General features: G+C 57.6%; 16 protein-coding genes. 6 read left to right on the forward strand and 10 right to left on the reverse strand.

What is annotated here, in order from left to right; all coding sequences use genetic code 11:
• Positions 1-271: 271 nt before the first annotated feature.
• Positions 272-1912: a peptidoglycan DD-metalloendopeptidase family protein gene (locus ACFSE1_RS11480; protein ID WP_377401024.1), complete on the forward strand. Its 1641-nt coding sequence runs from the start codon at positions 272-274 to the stop codon at positions 1910-1912.
• Between the two features lie 20 nt (positions 1913-1932).
• Here the strand turns inward: ACFSE1_RS11480 and ade are convergent, their stop codons facing one another.
• From ade to ACFSE1_RS11495, 3 genes are all read right to left on the reverse strand, one after another.
• On the reverse strand, positions 1933-3633 hold the full coding sequence (ade, locus tag ACFSE1_RS11485; RefSeq protein ID WP_377401027.1) for an adenine deaminase: 1701 nt from the start codon (positions 3631-3633) through the stop codon (positions 1933-1935).
• A 108-nt stretch (positions 3634-3741) separates the two neighbouring features.
• Entirely contained in the window at positions 3742-4848 is a 1107-nt protein-coding gene (locus tag ACFSE1_RS11490; RefSeq protein ID WP_377401030.1) for an ABC transporter substrate-binding protein, read from the reverse strand.
• Positions 4849-5136: 288 nt separating this feature from the next.
• Positions 5137-5478 (reverse strand): hypothetical protein, encoded by a 342-nt coding sequence (locus tag ACFSE1_RS11495; protein ID WP_377401033.1) that lies wholly within the window; start codon positions 5476-5478, stop codon positions 5137-5139.
• A 256-nt stretch (positions 5479-5734) separates the two neighbouring features.
• Here ACFSE1_RS11495 and ACFSE1_RS11500 point away from each other — a divergent pair, with 256 nt between their 5' ends.
• The gene (locus tag ACFSE1_RS11500) at positions 5735-6715 is read left to right on the forward strand and encodes a magnesium transporter CorA family protein (RefSeq protein ID WP_377401036.1); all 981 of its coding nucleotides are present in this window, start codon (positions 5735-5737) and stop codon (positions 6713-6715) included.
• A gap of 129 nt (positions 6716-6844) precedes the next feature.
• Here the strand turns inward: ACFSE1_RS11500 and ACFSE1_RS11505 are convergent, their stop codons facing one another.
• The 5 genes from ACFSE1_RS11505 to ACFSE1_RS11525 all read right to left on the reverse strand — a co-directional run bounded on the left by ACFSE1_RS11505 (position 6845) and on the right by ACFSE1_RS11525 (position 11109).
• Positions 6845-7156: an ArsR/SmtB family transcription factor gene (locus ACFSE1_RS11505; RefSeq protein WP_377401040.1), complete on the reverse strand. Its 312-nt coding sequence runs from the start codon at positions 7154-7156 to the stop codon at positions 6845-6847.
• 367 nt (positions 7157-7523) lie between these two features.
• A complete protein-coding gene (locus ACFSE1_RS11510) occupies positions 7524-8021 on the reverse strand; it encodes a HugZ family pyridoxamine 5'-phosphate oxidase (RefSeq protein WP_377401043.1) in 498 nt (165 codons plus the stop codon).
• A gap of 3 nt (positions 8022-8024) precedes the next feature.
• Entirely contained in the window at positions 8025-9077 is a 1053-nt protein-coding gene (gene choV, locus ACFSE1_RS11515; RefSeq protein ID WP_377401046.1) for a choline ABC transporter ATP-binding protein, read from the reverse strand.
• Positions 9077-9919, reverse strand: a complete 843-nt coding sequence (gene choW, locus ACFSE1_RS11520; RefSeq protein ID WP_377401049.1) for a choline ABC transporter permease subunit — start codon at positions 9917-9919, stop codon at positions 9077-9079. The genes choV and choW overlap by 1 nt, the downstream gene beginning before the upstream one ends.
• Positions 9920-10158: 239 nt before the next feature.
• Positions 10159-11109 carry a choline ABC transporter substrate-binding protein gene (locus ACFSE1_RS11525; RefSeq protein WP_377401052.1) on the reverse strand — a complete coding sequence of 317 codons (951 nt, stop codon included), beginning with the start codon at positions 11107-11109 and terminating at the stop codon, positions 10159-10161.
• Between the two features lie 216 nt (positions 11110-11325).
• Here ACFSE1_RS11525 and ACFSE1_RS11530 point away from each other — a divergent pair, with 216 nt between their 5' ends.
• From ACFSE1_RS11530 to ACFSE1_RS11540, 3 genes are read left to right on the forward strand one after another with little or no spacing between them, the layout of a single operon-like run.
• Positions 11326-11781 (forward strand): pseudoazurin, encoded by a 456-nt coding sequence (locus ACFSE1_RS11530; RefSeq protein ID WP_377401055.1) that lies wholly within the window; start codon positions 11326-11328, stop codon positions 11779-11781.
• A gap of 56 nt (positions 11782-11837) precedes the next feature.
• Positions 11838-12710, forward strand: a complete 873-nt coding sequence (locus ACFSE1_RS11535; protein WP_377401058.1) for a hypothetical protein — start codon at positions 11838-11840, stop codon at positions 12708-12710.
• Between the two features lie 43 nt (positions 12711-12753).
• The gene (locus tag ACFSE1_RS11540) at positions 12754-13932 is read left to right on the forward strand and encodes a DUF2333 family protein (protein WP_377401061.1); all 1179 of its coding nucleotides are present in this window, start codon (positions 12754-12756) and stop codon (positions 13930-13932) included.
• Between the two features lie 51 nt (positions 13933-13983).
• On the opposite strand, the gene ACFSE1_RS11545 is transcribed toward ACFSE1_RS11540, so the two are convergent.
• Together ACFSE1_RS11545 and ACFSE1_RS11550 are read right to left on the reverse strand one after the other, a co-directional pair.
• A complete protein-coding gene (locus ACFSE1_RS11545; RefSeq protein ID WP_377401065.1) occupies positions 13984-14445 on the reverse strand; it encodes a hypothetical protein in 462 nt (153 codons plus the stop codon).
• 42 nt (positions 14446-14487) lie between these two features.
• Positions 14488-15213, reverse strand: coding sequence for a helix-turn-helix transcriptional regulator (locus ACFSE1_RS11550; protein WP_377401068.1), 726 nt, complete (start codon positions 15211-15213; stop codon positions 14488-14490).
• 511 nt (positions 15214-15724) lie between these two features.
• On the opposite strand from ACFSE1_RS11550, the gene ACFSE1_RS11555 reads away from it, so the two are divergent.
• Positions 15725-17401 (forward strand): formate--tetrahydrofolate ligase, encoded by a 1677-nt coding sequence (locus tag ACFSE1_RS11555; RefSeq protein ID WP_377401071.1) that lies wholly within the window; start codon positions 15725-15727, stop codon positions 17399-17401.
• The last annotated feature ends 125 nt before the right edge of the window (positions 17402-17526 follow it).

Below are 17526 nucleotides of genomic sequence, written 5' to 3' on the forward strand. Positions count from 1 at the left end.
AGGTAAGCCCCGCGCGAAACAGTGTGCTTCGCGCGGCTCGACACATTTTTGCCATGGAGCGCCAGCACCTCTGCGTCCAGTTTGACCGGTACGGAGTGAAGAACGGATGGCAGGAACGCCCAGCGCATCGCCTGGACGCGTAGACCAGTGCGTTGATCCGACGGTCCGCATAATCCGCTCCCGTGATGCACAGCCCCGGCTTCGCTGGCGCCTATCTGTCGCCTGTCTTGCCCTGGCCTGGCTTGCTTCGCCCTGCATTGCTGGGGATGACGTGCCCGCCGCGGCAAATGCCGTTCCGGCCAAGACAGTTGTGCTTGCCCGTATGCGGCGTCTCAGCATTCGAACGCCAAAGAAGGCGCGTGTCTGGATGCCGCAGGTGGCGTCTGCGCCAAAGCTGGATCTGGTGGAGCGCCTGGGCGACGGCTCTCTTGGACAGTCTTCCTATTTCGATATCTCGCTGGATCTGGCAAAGGAAGAGGAGCTGTCGGTCGTTCCGCTGCCAATCCCCCGGACTGATCTGGCGCGTGCAGAGGAGCATGGGCCGGATCCTTTCAACTTGATCGTGAAGGATGCCTTGCTGGCAACACGCTCGCTGTCTGCCTCGTCATTGGCCTATGCGTCGCCCCGGCCGCAGGACGCCGCCGCTTTGGCCCATGCTGGCAATGTCAGCATCGCCACGCCACACCCGAATGCTGCACGCATCCGCCGTCTCGTCAGTCTTCCCGTTCATGAGGAGGCATTGGGCGATATTGAGGGTATTGTGGATGTGCCGCGGCAGGAGCTGGCAAATCTTGCCGCTGGCCTCGGCGCCCGAAGCGTAAAGGCGGGGGAGGAGCTGGATATTCTGGTGGGGCCGCATCCTCAGGACCCTGCGCGGGCGCAGATCGTCTTTGCCCGCCACCTTGGCAAAAATCGTCATGAGCGGATTCTAGCACGCCGGGATGATGGCCGTTTCCAGGAGGTGAGCGACCGCGCGCTTTATGACCGGATGGTGGTGGAGGCTCTGGCGGCCGAGCAAGAGGAGCTTCAGGCTGCGGGAAGTGACCAGCACCCGCGAGAAGCAACGGCCTTGAAAAATGCGGCGAGAGACTATCCGAAACTCGTCCAGCATCTCGTGAAGAGCAAGGTGCCGACGCAGATTGTGCTTCAGGTGGTCGAGCTTCTGCGCGTCAATGGCATTCACTGGAGCGAGAGGGAAGCGCTGCCGCAGATCAATCTGGTTTTCCGGAAAAGCGAAAGCGGCCAGCAGGATCTGGTCTGTGTGACGTTGAGAGACGGGCACAAGGATCGCCGTTTTTATCGATATGCCTCAGGCAATGGTAAGGCGGAATTCTTCGATGAGGCGGGGCGCTCGGTTTCCAAGACGCTGATGCACAAGCCTGTCGCTGCGGGTCAGCTGGGCGATGGATTTGGCTGGCGTGTGCACCCTATTCTCAGAACCCGCAAATTTCACAATGGGGTCGATTATCGCGCTCCCAAGGGTTCGCCCATTCAGGCGGCTGGTGACGGTGTTGTCGTCAAGATTTCCTCGGAATCGGGCTATGGAAAGTATGTTCGAATTCGCCATGAAGGCGGTTACACCACGACCTATGCGCATATTGAAGGAACGCCGAAGGACCTGAAGGTGGGAGATCGCGTGGCGCAGGGACAGGTGATTGCCTATGTGGGCTCGACGGGCCTTTCGACCGGCCCGCATCTCTACTACGAGCTGAAGGTGGGTGACAGCTACGAGGACCCGACCAAGGCGCAAATGCCTGCTGGCACGACCTTGAAGGGCCGTGCCCTGGAGGAGTTTCACCAGCAGGCAAGCCGCATTGAAACCATTGCGCGGCATATCAAGGATTCAGCGGCATCGGTCGCGCATCGTGCCAGTGACCTGCTCATTCCCGGCAGCGGTCCGAAGGCCGACTGAACCAGCCCGCATCCGGCGCCTCAGCCATCGATGAGGGCGAAGCGATCGACATCCACCATTCCTTTGTCGGAGATCTTCAAATGCGGAATGACCGGCAGCGGAAGGAAGGCGACCTGCAGGAATGGCTCTATCAGGGTAGTGCCCAGTGCGTAGGCGGCTTTGCGCAGATCGTAGAGAATGTCGCGGACCCGCTCATAGGGTTCAAGGCTCATGAGGCCCGCGATGGGAAGGGCGATCTCCGCTGTGACTTTTCCGTCCTCAACCACGACGAAACCGCCGCGAATGTCTGAAAGCCTGTTTGCGGCCAGAGCCATGTCTTCTTCCGATACGCCGACCACGCAGATATTGTGGCTGTCGTGGCCGACCGTGGAGGCGATTGCCCCTTTCTTCAGGCCGAAGCCTTGCACAAAGCCATTGGCATGATTGCCATTCTTGCCATGCCGTTCAATGACGGCAACGCGAATGATGTCGTTGGCGAGATCCACGGTGCTGCTGTTGCCGGAGGAGGGCAGGCGATACCGGCGATGCTCGGTGATGATCTTGCCCGGTAGAACGCCAATGACCGGCTGTTCCTCCTGACGTGCGGGCGTGGCGAAATCGGCGGCCTTGACCGTCCTTGCCTTCACACTGTCCAGTCCCACGGGGTCGACAGGTTTGCGGGTGGCAAATAGCGCATCCGTGACACGACGACCTGCGGAGAAGACCATCTGCGCCTTGCAGTTTTCCAGACTGTCGATCACGACCAGATCCGCCCGCCAGCCCGGAGCAATCAGGCCGCGATCTCGCAGAGCGAACGCGCGTGCGGCGGAAATAGATGCTGCGCGATAGACCGCAAGCGGTTCCACGCCGTGCGCAATGGCTGTGCGGATCATGAAATCCAGATGGCCCTCTTCGGCAATATCCAGCGGATTGCGATCATCCGTACAGAGGGCAAGATAAGGCGACAGCCGCTCGGTGAGGATCGGCATCAGGGCGTGCAGATCCTTCGAAACTGACCCCTCACGCACCAAAATATGCATGCCCTTGCGAATCTTTTCCATCGCCTCTTCTGCTGTGGTGCATTCGTGTTCGGTGCGAATGCCCGCAGAGAGATAGCCGTTTAGCCCATGCCCTGAGAGAAGCGGAGCGTGACCATCAATATGGGCGCCCTGGAACGCCTCCAGTTTTGCGATGCAGACGGGATCCTTATGGATCACGCCGGGAAAATTCATGAACTCGGCAAGCCCGATCACCTTCGGGTGGTTGCGGAAGGGCAGCAGGCGCTCGATCGGCAGGTCAGCACCCGCCGTTTCCAGGTGCGTGGCGGGCACGCAGGAGGAAAGCTGCACACGGATATCCATGATGGTTTCCAGCGCCGAATCCAGGAAGAACTGGATGCCTTCTGTGCCGATGACATTGGCGATTTCATGCGGATCGCAGATGGCCGTGGTCACGCCATAGGGCAGCACGCACCGATCGAATTCATGCGGCGTAACAAGCGAGCTTTCGATGTGCAGATGGGTATCGATGAAGCCGGGCACGACGATCTGCCCGGAAATGTCAAGCTCTTCGACGCCCTCATAGGCTTCGCAGGTGCCGACGATGCGATCGCCGCAAATTGCAATATCGGATGCGACAAGCTCACCCGTGACGAGATCGAAGAAACGTCCGCCCTTCAGAACGAGATCGGCAGGCTTGCGCCCGCAACCCATATCGATGAGATTTTCAAGGCGGGTTGTCATGCAAGCTCCTGTTCTTTGCAGTGAGCCTACACCAATAGCCGCAATTCCCGTTGTGGATCAATGCGGAGGGTGAAGCGGGCGGCAAAACTGCCGCCCGCCCATGCGTCATTACTGAGCAGCGACGCTCTTGCCATCCTGCCACTTGAACATTTCGAAGGTCTGCGAGGTCAGGTCACCATTTTCGCCATAGGTCAGGTCACCGATTGCGGTGGTGATCTTGTCGCCGGTCTTCAGCGCCTTGGCGACGGCAAGGCCATCATCCTTGGACTTCGCCTTCTCAATGCCAGCCTTGATGACTTCAACAGCCGCATAAGCATTCAGCGTGAAGGCTTCGGCCGGAATGTTGCGTGCAGCAAGCGCTTCCGCAGCAGCCTTGGCATTCGGGCTCTTCGTGGCGTCGGCGGCATTGGTGTAAAGCGTGCCTTCAACAGCCTTGGTGCCGATGGTCCACAGTTCCGTGTTGGACAGGCCGTCACCGCCAATGATTTGCGGCTTCACGCCGAGATCGGCCAGCTGGCGCGCCAGAAGACCTGCTTCCGGGTGGTAGCCGCCGAAATAGATCACCTCGACATTTTCAGCCTTCAGGCGGGTCGTGAGCGCGCTGAAGTCCTTGTCGCCAGCCGTGATGGCTTCGTTGACCACTTCCTTCACGCCACCCTTGTTGAGGGCGGCCTTGAAGGCATCTGCGAGGCCCTTACCATAGGCGCCCTTGTCGTTGATGATGGCGACGCGCTTGTCCTTGAGGTTCTTCAGCACGTAATCGGCAGCCACTTCCGCCTGCTGGTCATCGCGCCCGCAGGTGCGAAGGATGGTGGCAAGTTCGCGTGCTGTCAGGGCTGGCATGGTCGCCGTCGGCGTCACCATCACAATGCCGTTCTCAGCCAGAACATCTGATACCGGCATGGCAACGCCAGATGTCACCGGACCAACGACGAAATGGATGCCTTCGCCAACCATCTGGTTTGCGGCAGAAACGCCCTGCTTCGGCTCGCCGGCATCATCGGCAACTTTCAGCGAAACCTTTTCGCCCATGATGCCGCCTGCCTTGTTGATTTCGGCAATTGCGGTTTCTGCGCCGTTCTTGACCTGGGCGCCATAGGCCGCCAGAGGGCCGGTTACGGGAGCGATAAGGCCAATGACGACATCGGCATGGGCAACCGGCGCCAGAAGAAAGCAGGCCACGGTGGTTGCGCTCAGAAGGCTCTTCAATTTCATAGTTTTCTCTCCTTGGGCAGGGTGCTTGCCCCCTCTTATGGTTGCCGCTCTCTTCCCTCCGTCCCACGCAAGATGAGTATCGTCACGTGTCTGTCGCGGGTGAGAAGCGCGGTCCTGCGACCTGAGTCATATTTGACTTTCAAGCCGCATCCTTCTGTAGAAATTTGGAGCTTGCGAGGCAAGAAAATATCGCGTGAAGCGGGAAATTTGTGCAATTGCTGCAATGCAGCGCAGTTTTGCGCATGAATAGACAGATTAGAATATTCTCGCGCTCTATGTATTGGCCGGTTAATCCTGCGGTGCTGACAGTTCCAGGCTGAAGCCATCGCGGCTGCAGCGTTGCACTTTCCGTGGCCCGGAAGTGGCTCGCTCATGCAGCCGTTGCTCTTCGATCGACAGGCGCGTCACCGTGTTGCAGTCGAAGCCGCTATCGGGCAGTTGCGGCTTTTCCAGCTGGGGCGTGACGATCCTGGAGGTCTCGCTGTTCTGTCCGGCGCTTTCCCAGTTGATGGCAGGCATTGACGGGCTCTGCGCCAGGGCAGGCGAGGAGCCTTCCATAAGTCCAAGCGCAGCACACAATGAGGCGCAGACGAAAAGGGCGTGAACGAATCCGTGACGATAGGGTCGCATGCATCCATCAAAGAGCAGCGCGGGTTTTCGGTCAAGTCTCCGGATGGGCACTGTGGATCGGCACGATTTGCGCTCACTTGCAAAACGTCTTGACGATCTTGCCTTTCGGGCGCATGTCACTCGGCGTGATGAGTTCTTCATCTCATTCAAGGAACCCCCCAATGGACCCCGACAGTCGACAATCGACTTCCGAAATCCTGCCTGTCGGATAGCCTTGCCGCTCCCACAGGCAGACAGCCTGTGAAGGAGCCAGCCCATGCTGCGTATTTACGAGCGTGATACCGATCGCCTTGCGCTTCGCGATCATTCAAACGACACCACTGACAAGGCCGTCTGGTACGATCTCCTCAAGCCGAACGCCGCCGAGGCTGCCCATGTGGAAGCAAGCCTTGCCATTTCGCTTCCGACGCGTGACGAGATGGAGGAGATCGAGCTCTCCGCCCGGCTCTATCAGGAAGACGGCGCTGAGTTCATGACCATGACCGGGTTGACCAACCTGGATGGCGATGAGCCGGTAAAGACGCCAATTACCTTCATCCTCAAAGGCAATGAACTGGTGACGCTTCGTTATGCCGAAGCCAAGCCGTTTCTGATGTTTGCCGGTCGCTCCATGCGCGGCAATGGCCAAAGCTATACCTCCGGCGAGGATATCATGCTGGGGCTTATCGAAGCGGTCATCGACCGGCTCGCGGATGTGCTTGAGCGGATGGGCAACGAGATCGACGCCATTTCGCGCGAGGTCTTTCGCGGCAAGAAAGCAAAGGCCAACGAGAAGGAGCGTGACCTTCAGGCGCTGATCGATCAACTCGGTCAGAAAGGCGATTTTCTCAGCAGCGCTCGTGAGAGCCTTGTCAGCATTTCGCGCCTCGTTGCCTATCATGCGGCACTCGAAACCCCGAGCCGCAAGCTCACCAAGGAAACGCGCCAGATGATCAAGCTGTTGCAGCGCGATGCGTCATCCCTTGGCGATCATGCCGCATTCCTGTCGGGAAAGATCAATTTTCTGCTGGATGCCACCCTTGGCCTTATCAACCTTGAGCAGAACCAGATCATCAAGATTTTCACCGTCGCGTCGGTGGTGTTTCTTCCACCCACTCTGGTTGCTTCGGTCTACGGCATGAACTTCGAGGGCATGCCTGAGCTTAGATGGCAACTTGGCTATCCTTGGGCGGTCGTGCTGATGATACTATCGGCAGCCCTGCCTTTTCTTTACTTCAAACGCCGCGGGTGGCTTTGAAAGCGGATTTACCTTGAGTATGTGATTTGGCTAAAAAAAGCGTGCCGCCTGTGTTGGATGCAGAAAAACTGCGCAGGCGGCACCAGTTATGGATTATGTCAGCGCTGTCATTGCGCAAAAATAAAAAAATCAGGCGGCGTTCTTCGTCGCTTCTTCTTCGCAATAAAGAGACTCAAGCGTCTGCAGAACCTTCATAACGGACTCGGCAGAGCTGGAGTAATAAATGGTCTGCGCATCGCGGCGGGTATTGACCAGTTTCTGGGCGCGCAGCTTAGAAAGATGTTGTGAGAGTGCTGATTGGCTTAGTCCGACCTTGGTAGCGAGCGCGCCGACGGCAACCTCGCCCTTGACCAGGCAGCACAGAATCATCAGTCGCTTGGGATTTGCCATGGCGGACAGCAGGTTGGCGGCCGCTGCGGAATGCTCGGTCAGTGATGTCATTAATCTTCCCTCAAGTCTTCCCCTAAAAACCTTGCTCCGATTTCTCGGTAACAATGTAACGCTAATCTACCAAGTCCTTGTGGTGATTGTATATCCCTAAATTCTACGTATACGCTGTACACCTGCTAGTAAGCGTGAAATAGGCGTTGCTACCGCTTTGTTTTGTCTTTCAATCGCTTGAAGAAGGGAAATTATCGTTACAAATGTGTCCGTTAGCATAGACGCACGCAATAATAGGCGAAAATGAGTGCACCTTTTGGTTGTGCTTCTGTGAGGTAAATCTAAATATTCGTCTACGCGATGATTTGAACAAAAACATTTAGAAATTTGACCAGTTGGAAAAAATCTCGGCCCCGTGCTGGCGCGCTTACGCGACCGGGGCGCAAAGATCTGCAGCATCAAGGTTGAAGGCGCGCCCAAAACCCCCATTCAGGGATGCTCGTTGGGGTATGATTCGCATGAAGCTGAAGTCGGGAAAATCGATGTAGAGGGCAGATTTTGGATGATGCCCCAGAAAGATGTCGCGCAGTTGCGGCCGTTCCGGTGCGTCCTGAGCGACTTTTTCTGCCAGAGCCATGACGGTGATGCGGGCATGAGCCAGCGGATCGCCTTTGCCGGGTTCGCCTGCCATGAAAGAACAGCGCGGATCGGCCAGCAGACTGCGCGTGTGGGCGGCAAGCGTTGACACCAGAATGAAGGGAACCCCTGACGGATCAAGGGCAACCAATACTCTGCTGACGCTTGGCCAGCCAGTTTCGGGATCAAGCACGGCCAAGGAGACATAGCGCGCCGATTGGAGGAGCTGACGCGCCAGGAGGCGCGCCTGCTCGTCGGTCGGACGTATGACTGACGTCTTGTCAGGCATGGATCAGCTGTCCTTCCGCCGATGCCGGGTCAGCCCGGCAATGATGTCGTCGGGGCCGATGATGCCGAGCACTTCGCCATTGTCAACCACGCCGATCACGCCGGGCTGGCGTGCCATGGCATCGAGAATATCGACAAGAGGCGTCAGCGGTTTCGCGGTTGCCGTAACCGGTTGATGCGCGGCCTGCGACTGTGTGCCCGGGCGCATGACATCGCTGGCGGTCAGCATGCTGATCGGGTTCATGTTCTGCACGAAATCCGCCACATATTGGTCTGCCGGTGCCCGCACGATCTCCTGAGGGGTGCCACATTGGATGATGCAGCCGCTCTCCATGATGGCAATCCGGTTGCCAATGCGGAAGGCTTCATCCAGATCGTGACTGACGAACAGGATCGTCTTCTTAAGCCTGCTCTGGAACTCCAGAAGTTCGTCCTGCAGGCGTGTACGGATCAGCGGATCGAGCGCGGAAAAGGGCTCGTCCATCAGCAGGATCGGAGCGCCTGTGGCAAAGGCACGGGCGAGGCCAACCCGCTGCTGCATGCCGCCTGACAGTTCCCCCACTTTGCGATCTGCCCATTTCGACAGGTTGACCAGTTGCAGTTGTTCCGCAACCCGCTGCTTTCGCTCCGGTTCGGGCAGCCCCGCCAGTTCCAGGCCAAAGCCGACATTTTCCGCCACGGTGCGCCAGGGCAGAAGGCCGAATTGCTGGAATACCATTGAGACGGTGTTCATGCGCAGCGCCCGCAGGGCCTTGGGCGAACAGTTGTAGGGATCGATACTGCCGCCATCTGTCCTGACGGAAACGCTTCCGCGCACCACCGGTGCCAATCCGTTGACCGCGCGCAGCAGAGTGGATTTTCCGGAGCCGGAAAGTCCCATCAGGACCAGGATCTCGCCCTCGCGAATGCTGAGGGAAGCCTTGGAGACACCCAGCACCTGCCCGGTGCTGGCTGCAATCTCATCGCGGTTATGCCCTTTATCCATGAGCGCGAGCGCCTGGGCCGGACTGTTGCCGAAGATGATATCGACTTCGCCAAAGGTGATAGCGTCACTCATCAGGCCTCTCCCTCGCTATCGGAACGGAACATGCGATCAAGAATGATCGCGAGGATCACGATACAGAGGCCCGCTTCGAAACCACGCGCCACATTGACCGTATTGAGGGCGCGTACCACCGGCACGCCAAGGCCGTTGGCCCCGACCAGCGCTGAAATGACCACCATGGAAAGCGAGAGCATGATTGTCTGCGTGAGCCCTGCCATGATCTGCGGCATGGCGAAAGGCAGTTCGACCTTCCGCAGCACCTGGCCAGGCGTTGCGCCAAAGGCCACGGCTGCTTCTGTCAGGGAGGAAGGTGTGGACACAATGCCCAGGCGGGTGAGGCGGATGGGTGCTGCAATGGCGAAGATGACCGTGGCGATCAATCCCGGCACCATGCCCAGACCGAACAGGATCAGTGCCGGAATGAGGTAGACGAAAGTGGGTATCGTCTGCATCAGATCCAGCACGGGTCGCATGAAACCGTAAAGCCATGGCCGCCTGGCGGCCGCAATGCCGAGCGGTACGCCGATAGCCATGCTGACCGCCGTTGCAGCCAGCACCAGCGCCAGTGTTTCGGTGGTTTCTTTCCAGTATCCCTGATTGATGATGAGAAGCAGGCCGAGGGCTGTGAAGAGTGCCAGGCCGAGGGAGCGCCGCATGTAGAAGGAGAGGGCGGTTATCCCGGCCACGACCGCAAGCGGATGCGGCCATTGAAGAACGAAGAGAAGCGCACCGATAACGTGCGAGAGGATGAAGGATAGCCAGTTAAAGAAGCTGGCCCCGCTCAAGGTGAGCCAATCGACGAACCACTTGGCCCACATGCCAATGGGGATTTTGGATTCGGTAATAAATTCCAAAGGCTTCTTCCCGTGTTTGATGTGTCACGATGAAAGGGCCCAACGCATGCACGATGCGTAACACCCGAGTTAGAACGCTACGGGATAAACGTCCCATGCGAAGTTTCCAGAACTGACGGGTCATCGAGGGCTTAGGGAGAAACCCTCACAAGGAGTATTCATCCCGCGGGGCGAATGATGGCCCGGCTTGCGGCGCTGCGCTTACCACAACGGGTCGCAGCGCCGTCATCAAGAGATGATCAAAGACCGAGCTTGGCCTTCACGGCTGGCAAGGCGTCCTTGCCGTCCAGCGTGGTAACGCCGGCAAGCCATGGTTCTACAGCCTTGGGATTGGCCTTCAGCCATGCTTTGGCGGCAGCCTGCGGCTCCTGTCCGTCATTCAGGATCTTGCCCATGATTTCGTTTTCCATGGGCAGCGTGAACTTCAGATTTGTGATGAATTTTCCGGCATTCGGGCATTCGGACGTATAGCCGGCGCGCACATTGGTGAAGACGCTCGCGCCACCGAAGTCGGCACCGAAAACCTCGTCACCGCCGGTGAGGTAGGTCAGCTTGTAGTTGGCGTTCATCGGATGGGGTTCCCAGCCGAGAAAAACGACCGGCTCACCGGCGCGGTCTGCGCGTGACACCTGTGCCAGCATGCCCTGCTCGGACGATTCGACCACTTCGAAAGACTTGAGACCGAACTGGTCCTTGGCGATCATGTCCAGGATCAGGCGGTTGCCATCATTGCCCGGCTCGATGCCATAGATCTTGCCGCCCAGCTCCTTGCTGTGCTTGGCAATATCCTTGAAGTCCTTGATGCCCAGTTCCGCGCCCTTGGCATTGGTGGCAAGCGTATATTTCGCGCCAACGAGATTGGGGCCGAAGGACTCGACAGACTTGTCGGTGAGGAATGGACGAACATCATTTTCCTGGGTGGGCATCCAATTGCCGAGGAAGACATCGATGTCCTTGTTCTTCAGGGACTGGTAGGTGACCGGAACCGAGAGCACCTGTATCTGCGGCTTGTAACCCAAGGCTTCGAGAACAACCGCGGCAGTGGCGGTTGTCGCTGTGATATCTGTCCAGCCAACGTCCGAGAAGCGAACGGAGCTACAGCTTGCGGGATCGGCAGCCAGCGCCTGGCCCGTAGCGGCCAGAACGAGACCAGCCACCAGCGATAGTTTCAGCGAGGTTTTTGCGTGCATGGTTGATGCTCCGTTTTTTAAGGTTCCCCGGCCATTATCAATAAATGGAACGCGCTCGCAAGCTGGCCTGTCCGCGGCATGCTTGAGGTGGTTTTTGCGACATTGTGGCAGAATTGTGTTTTGATCCCGGTCAAGGCGCCGTCCTCCCCCAATGCTACCAACCGCTTGCTGAATGACGGGGAACAAGGACGTTTGCCCCGCTCAAGGAGAAGTAAGATGAGATTCTGCAAGGCTGTTCTCGCTCTTGGCGCCACCTTTGCCATTTCGCTCGCCGCTGGCGTTGCCAGCGCTGCCGACCATGAGGTCAAGATGCTGAACAAGGGCAGCAATGGCGAGGCTATGGTTTTCGAACCATCCTCGCTGAAAGTGGCTGTCGGTGATACGGTTCGCTTCGTTCCGACGGATAAGGGACATGACGCGGCGACCGTGAAGGATATGGTGCCGGCAGGCGCGGCAGAAGCGGTTGGCAAGATGAACCAGGAACTGGTCGTCACGATCGAGAAAGAGGGCGCCTATGTCATCAAGTGCTCACCGCACTGGGGCATGGGCATGGTGGCTCTGGTCGTTGCTGGCGATGGAACGCCGGCCAATCTGGAGGCCATCAAGGCGGCGAAGCTGCCCAAGAAGACACGAGAGCGTCTGGACGCCGAGATCGCAGCGCTCGGTCTCTGAAGCTTTCAATTGCCCTTCATTTGGCTTGTCTATAGCAATGGTGTCAGGAGAGGACTTTGCGGCCTCTCGCTGATACCGGAGGCAAGACGGTGGGACAGGGTGACATAATCCGGGATAGCAACGGGATTGCAGAGCGGCTGGCTCAGTTGCAGGCGAACCTGAACGAGCTGGCCGATGCACTATGTTCTGCGCCCGAGACACAGGAACCCGTTTCCGAGGATGCGGCCTGGCAGCTCAGGGAAGCCCATGCCGGGGGTGTTGATGAAGTCCTGCTTGAGGCGCGGCAGCTGGAAAGCCTTCTGGCACGGCATATCGCGCTTCTTGAGCGGGATACCTCGGCGGCAACGGCTCCTCTTCAACGCCGGCCATCCGAAGCAAGCCCGGGGCTGTTCAACCTGTTTGGTCTTTTTCGCAAGGCGCCTGCGCACAGGTCCCGTTCGCTTGAAGATCAGGCCGCCAGTCGCCTGGTCAGGCTGATTGGCGAAAGCCATGATCTCGTCGCTTGCCTGGAAGATCACCAGGATCTTGTCGCAGGTCAGCTGTCCCGTAGCGAGGCCTGCGTGACTGCGCAAATGGCGAAGCTGAATGCTGTTGCGATCTCTGCTCAGCCCGATGCCGATACCCGCCTTCTGATGGCGCGTATTGAAGCGCTGGAGGATTTTGTCGATGCCTTGATTGGCATGACGGCGACGACGAACGTGTTTCTCAACAAGCTGAGGGTGGATGCGGAAGAGAGGATCCTTCTTCTTCATGGGCTGGAATGGCCGGATCTTCACACTCTGGCAAACCAGTCACCAAGGCTGAAAGCGCTGTTCGACAGGGCCGACCGGGGACTGCTTTCGGCGGGCTGTCTTGCCCAGCGCAAGCTTCATCTGGATGAAGCGTTCCAGCGGCGGGCCGCGCAATCTCGACAAGTGGCCGGTGGATGATTACCTGAGGCTGAAATTTCACCGCATAAGGAAACCTGACCGAATGGATGCCATCGCCGTCTTCTTCCGCTCATTGGGCACTGCTCTGAAACAGGGCTTGCGATTGTTGACGGCCTGGCTGGTCTGGCCGTTTCTGGCGGCGCATGGCTGGTACAGCCAGCGCAACCTTCTGATCAAGCTGCCGGTTGCTGCGCTGGCTGTGTTGCTGGTGGCTCTCTACGGATATTTCATCTGGCAAACCCAGGTCTGGCGCGGCTTCGACCCGAACTTCGTGGATCGCTACGGCTTTGCCGAGCGCAAACTTGCCGCAGGTCAGCCTCTGCCTGCGCCAGAGAGTTCTCCTGCGCTCAGCGATAACACATCAACCCAGCCATCGGCGAATGGGCAGATCGTGACATCTGTGGCCAATCGCTGCCAGACCTCCGGAATTGTGGAGGTGGCGGCCGATCTGACGGACACGAATGTCAATCAGAACGCCTGGATTTCATCCATGCTGCTCTACCGGCTGGGGCTGTTCGGTCTCGATTGGGACAGGACGCCTTTCCTCGACAACAAGGCTGCGTTCCAGCGCGGAGTTAACCAGACTGTGCGACGCACCGCCGTTGAACTGGTGGATACGCTGGGGCGCGTGCGTGGCACATCCGGGATCAACGGCGATCTGCAGGATGCACGTGGCAACCTGCAATTCGATGAGTTTTCCTGGTATTTCGGCCTTCAGCCATTCGGCTTCAAAACCCCGACGCCCAGCTATTACCGTGCGGCCATCGGAAGCCTGCGAAAGTTCAATCTGGATCTGGCGAACTGCCAGGCGGTTTTCGATACGCGGGCAGACAATCTGGTGCAGTTTCTCGACCGGATTGCCAATGATCTTGGCTCCACATCCGCCATTCTGCGCGAGCGGTCCGAGAATTATAACGGTGGATGGTTCGATACGCGTGCGGATGACCGTTTCTGGTTCGCCTATGGTCAGCTCTATGGCTATTACGCCATCATGTCGGCAGCTGGCGCCGACTTCCATCAGGTGCTGCAGGAGCGCAACCTGACCTCGTTGTGGAACGATACGCTGCAACAGTTTCGATCCGCCCTGCGCATTCGTCCGCTGATTATCTCGAACGGCGCTGAGGATGGAATCATCATGCCATCACATCTGGCAACAATTGGATTTTATACATTGCGGACCCGCTCCAATCTCGTCGAAATCCGCTCGGTTCTCGATCGATAAGGCCCATCAGGCGAGGCTCTGCCGCAGCAGGCGGGGCCTCGGCTTCTTCACTCAGCCGCGTACGGTACTGTCTGTCTGATAACGGAAATCGCAGCGGTGTGGATGAACTTCAAAGGCAATGCCGACAATCTCTCCGCTGGTGCCCGGCTTTTCCCGGAAGCGGCCAATCGAGCAGACATAGCGGTAAGGCGGCTTCTTGTCGGCGGAGATCCGGTGAATCTTCTGGAACGCCATCGGATGCAGGCAAGCCACTTCGTCGCTTTCCATCACGGCGCTCAAATCGTCAGGATGGATGCGTTCTGAATATTCCATCAGATTGATCGGCCCGTCCGTCGGCTTCAGGCCATAGAGGCGGCTGTACGTGGCGTCACAAAAGGTGTGACCGCTATCCAGATCCTGGCGCCATAACCCGACCGGATTAAACGTCGTCAGGATGCCAAAAACTTCTTCAGCCGAAATGCCAAAGTCATGAAGTCTGCTAATCCGCTCTTGTGATGAACCTGATTGCGGCACAGCGATTGAACCCTCTTGAGGCACAGGGCGCGCCTCAAACCATTAAGTGATCAGACGCAGCCTAATGGCTTTCGCTACCAGTTGGGTTCGATTCACGCAATCTAGTTTCTTGATTGCCTTGTTGAGGTAAGCATTAACAGTGTGATCGGACAAAGACAGGATTTCCGCGATTTCCGAAGAAGTTTTTCCCTGTGAGGTCCAGCGCAGTACTTCAAGCTCACGCGCGGTGAGGATGCATTTTTTTTGTGGATCCAGGCGGCGAACCCGGTCAAAAACCCGGAAGCTCTGCAGCATCAGCATTCCCACTTCATTCAGTTCAGGCAGGGTGAGCAGCGGGCGATCGCCGTCGAGCCTGATCATGAAGCCGCTTCCGTCCGATGATTGAAGCGGCATGGCAACGCCTGTGGACATGCCGTGCGCTTTGGAAAGCCGTCGCATCGGCTCCGGAAAGTCCAGGGGCCAGCCATCGTCATATTGCGGATCGAAACTCCAGCACAGTGGAAGCGCCATGTTTTTCAGAAGAGGTACGATAGGGCAGGCATTCAAAAGGCGAAGTCGATCGAACTCTCGCACATAAGCGCGCGGCAGATTGCCATCTATGATCAGAGGGTCGATCAGGGAGTCCGTCGCTGCGGGGGCGCTCATAAGTGCGAAATAACGAAAACCAAATTGTTTGGGTAGTTTTGCAACGGCGGCCAAGATTGCGGCGCGAGATTCTGCGCTGGAAATCTCCCTGCTAAGTAGCGAATGCCGTTCAAGCGTTATCATATTCTTCCGATAAAAGTTCGCGCCTTATTTCGTTACACGCAATATATCTCAAGGCACGTCCATTGCCAATGTTATTTTCGTATTTGCACATCTATACTAATGAGAGCCTTACGTTTTGGCGAGATTTGCCGACGGCCGTTGTATTGTTTTGACGCAACTGCTCTGGCCTAATAGAGGTTCTGCAGGGGTAAAGTAAAGCCGACGTTCACGAATCTGCCGGAACTAGGCCCTGAATGTGCTGCCGTTGAACACTTCCTCCATGCTCGATTCGCAAACTTGCACGTTAACCATTTATTAAGGATTCTGGGGGTGGCGCGTCAAGAAGGTCGCCACCCGAACGTGTGCCAGGAAGAAGGTGTTTTAATATGTTATATTTCTAACGCGTTATTGTGCCGACGGTAATATTTCTTTTTCTTTATTTTGCGGTGCGGGAGAAGGTGGCGGAAGCCATTTCCGTGCCTGTCTCAATGCGCTATGCAGCATTGTCTTTCCGTCGCTCTGGAGGTTTCAGGTGAGCATTCCCTCGGACATCAGCATTGCCCGCAACGCACGCAAGAAATCCGTGCTGGAAATTGGCCAGGCGCTTGGCGTCCCGGCGGCTGATCTTGTTCCCTACGGACACGACAAGGCGAAACTGTCGCCCGGTTTCATTGAGAGCCTTGAGGTCAGAGGCGATGGCAAGCTTATCCTGGTGACCGCGATCAACCCCACCCCGGCAGGTGAGGGGAAGACGACGACCACCGTGGGGCTGGGTGACGGGCTTAACCGTATCGGGAAGCGCGCAATGATTTGCTTGCGCGAACCCTCGCTCGGTCCATGTTTCGGAGTGAAGGGCGGGGCCGCTGGTGGCGGCTACGCGCAGGTCGTGCCCATGGAGGACATCAACCTTCACTTTACCGGTGATTTCCATGCCATCACCTCTGCGCATAATCTGCTGGCAGCGATGATCGATAACCACATCTATTGGGGCAATGCGCTGGATTTCGATCTGCGTCGCATTACCTGGCGCCGCGTGATGGACATGAACGACCGTGCGCTTCGTCAATTTGTCGGGCCGCTCGGCGGTGTTTCCAACGGTTTCCCGCGCGAGAGCGGCTTCGACATTACGGTTGCATCGGAGATTATGGCCATCCTTTGCCTTGCGAGAGACCTTGCCGATCTTGAAGCGCGCCTCGGCTCCATTGTCGTCGGCTATCGGCGGGATCATTCGCCAGTCTTTGCACGCGACCTAAAGGCAGACGGTGCCATGGCTGTGCTTTTGAAGGATGCCATGCAGCCCAATCTGGTGCAGACGCTGGAGAACAATCCGGCTCTGGTGCATGGCGGCCCCTTCGCCAATATCGCACATGGCTGCAATTCTGTCGTGGCGACAAGGACTGCACTCAAGCTGGCCGATTATGTGGTGACGGAGGCGGGCTTCGGAGCCGACCTCGGGGCAGAAAAATTTTTCGACATCAAGTGTCGCAAAGCCGGGCTGAAGCCAGCGGCGGCTGTTCTCGTTGCTACTGTCCGTGCCCTGAAGATGAATGGCGGCGTGGCAAAAGCCGATCTTGCTGCAGAAAACGTCGAGGCATTGTTGCGTGGCAGCGTCAATCTCGGGCGCCATGTCGAAAACATTCGCAAGTTCGGTGTACCGGTTATTGTTGCCGTTAATCATTTTTCCACCGATACGGCGGCGGAGGTTGAGGCTCTGCAAGCCTATGCGCGGACGCTCGGTGTTGAGGCCGTTCTCTGCCGCCACTGGGCTGAAGGTTCTGCTGGTATTGAGGGGCTTGCCCGCAAGGTTGCCGATCTTGCAGACCGGGGCGAGGCAAACTTCCAACCGCTTTACGCCGACGACATGCCGCTGATGGGCAAGATCGACGTCGTGGCAAAGGAGATCTATCGCGCGAGCAGCGTGGTGGCTGAGAAAGCAGTGCTGGACCAGCTGGCCGCTTTCGAGGCGCAAGGCTATGGCCACCTGCCGGTTTGCATTGCCAAGACGCAGTATTCATTCTCTGCTGATCCCAGCCTCCTCGGAGCGCCCACCGATCATGTCCTTCCGGTTCGCGAGGTCAGGCTATCGGCAGGTGCCGGATTCGTGGTGGCAATTACCGGCGAAATCCGCACCATGCCCGGATTGCCGCGCTCGCCATCGGCCGAGAGAATTATGCTGAGCGAGGAAGGCTATATAGAGGGTCTCTTCTGATGATCAAAGGTTGCAGGCTTCTTGCGCTAAAGGAGCCTGCTGTCACGCTTGTTCAAGAAAATGCAGGTGGCCTTGCTCATTTTGGGCCACATATGTTCTTTGCAAGGTCGTGATTAACTATCAGA

This window comes from Affinirhizobium helianthi (genome assembly GCF_042680945.1).
Classification (GTDB): domain Bacteria; phylum Pseudomonadota; class Alphaproteobacteria; order Rhizobiales; family Rhizobiaceae; genus Neorhizobium; species Neorhizobium helianthi.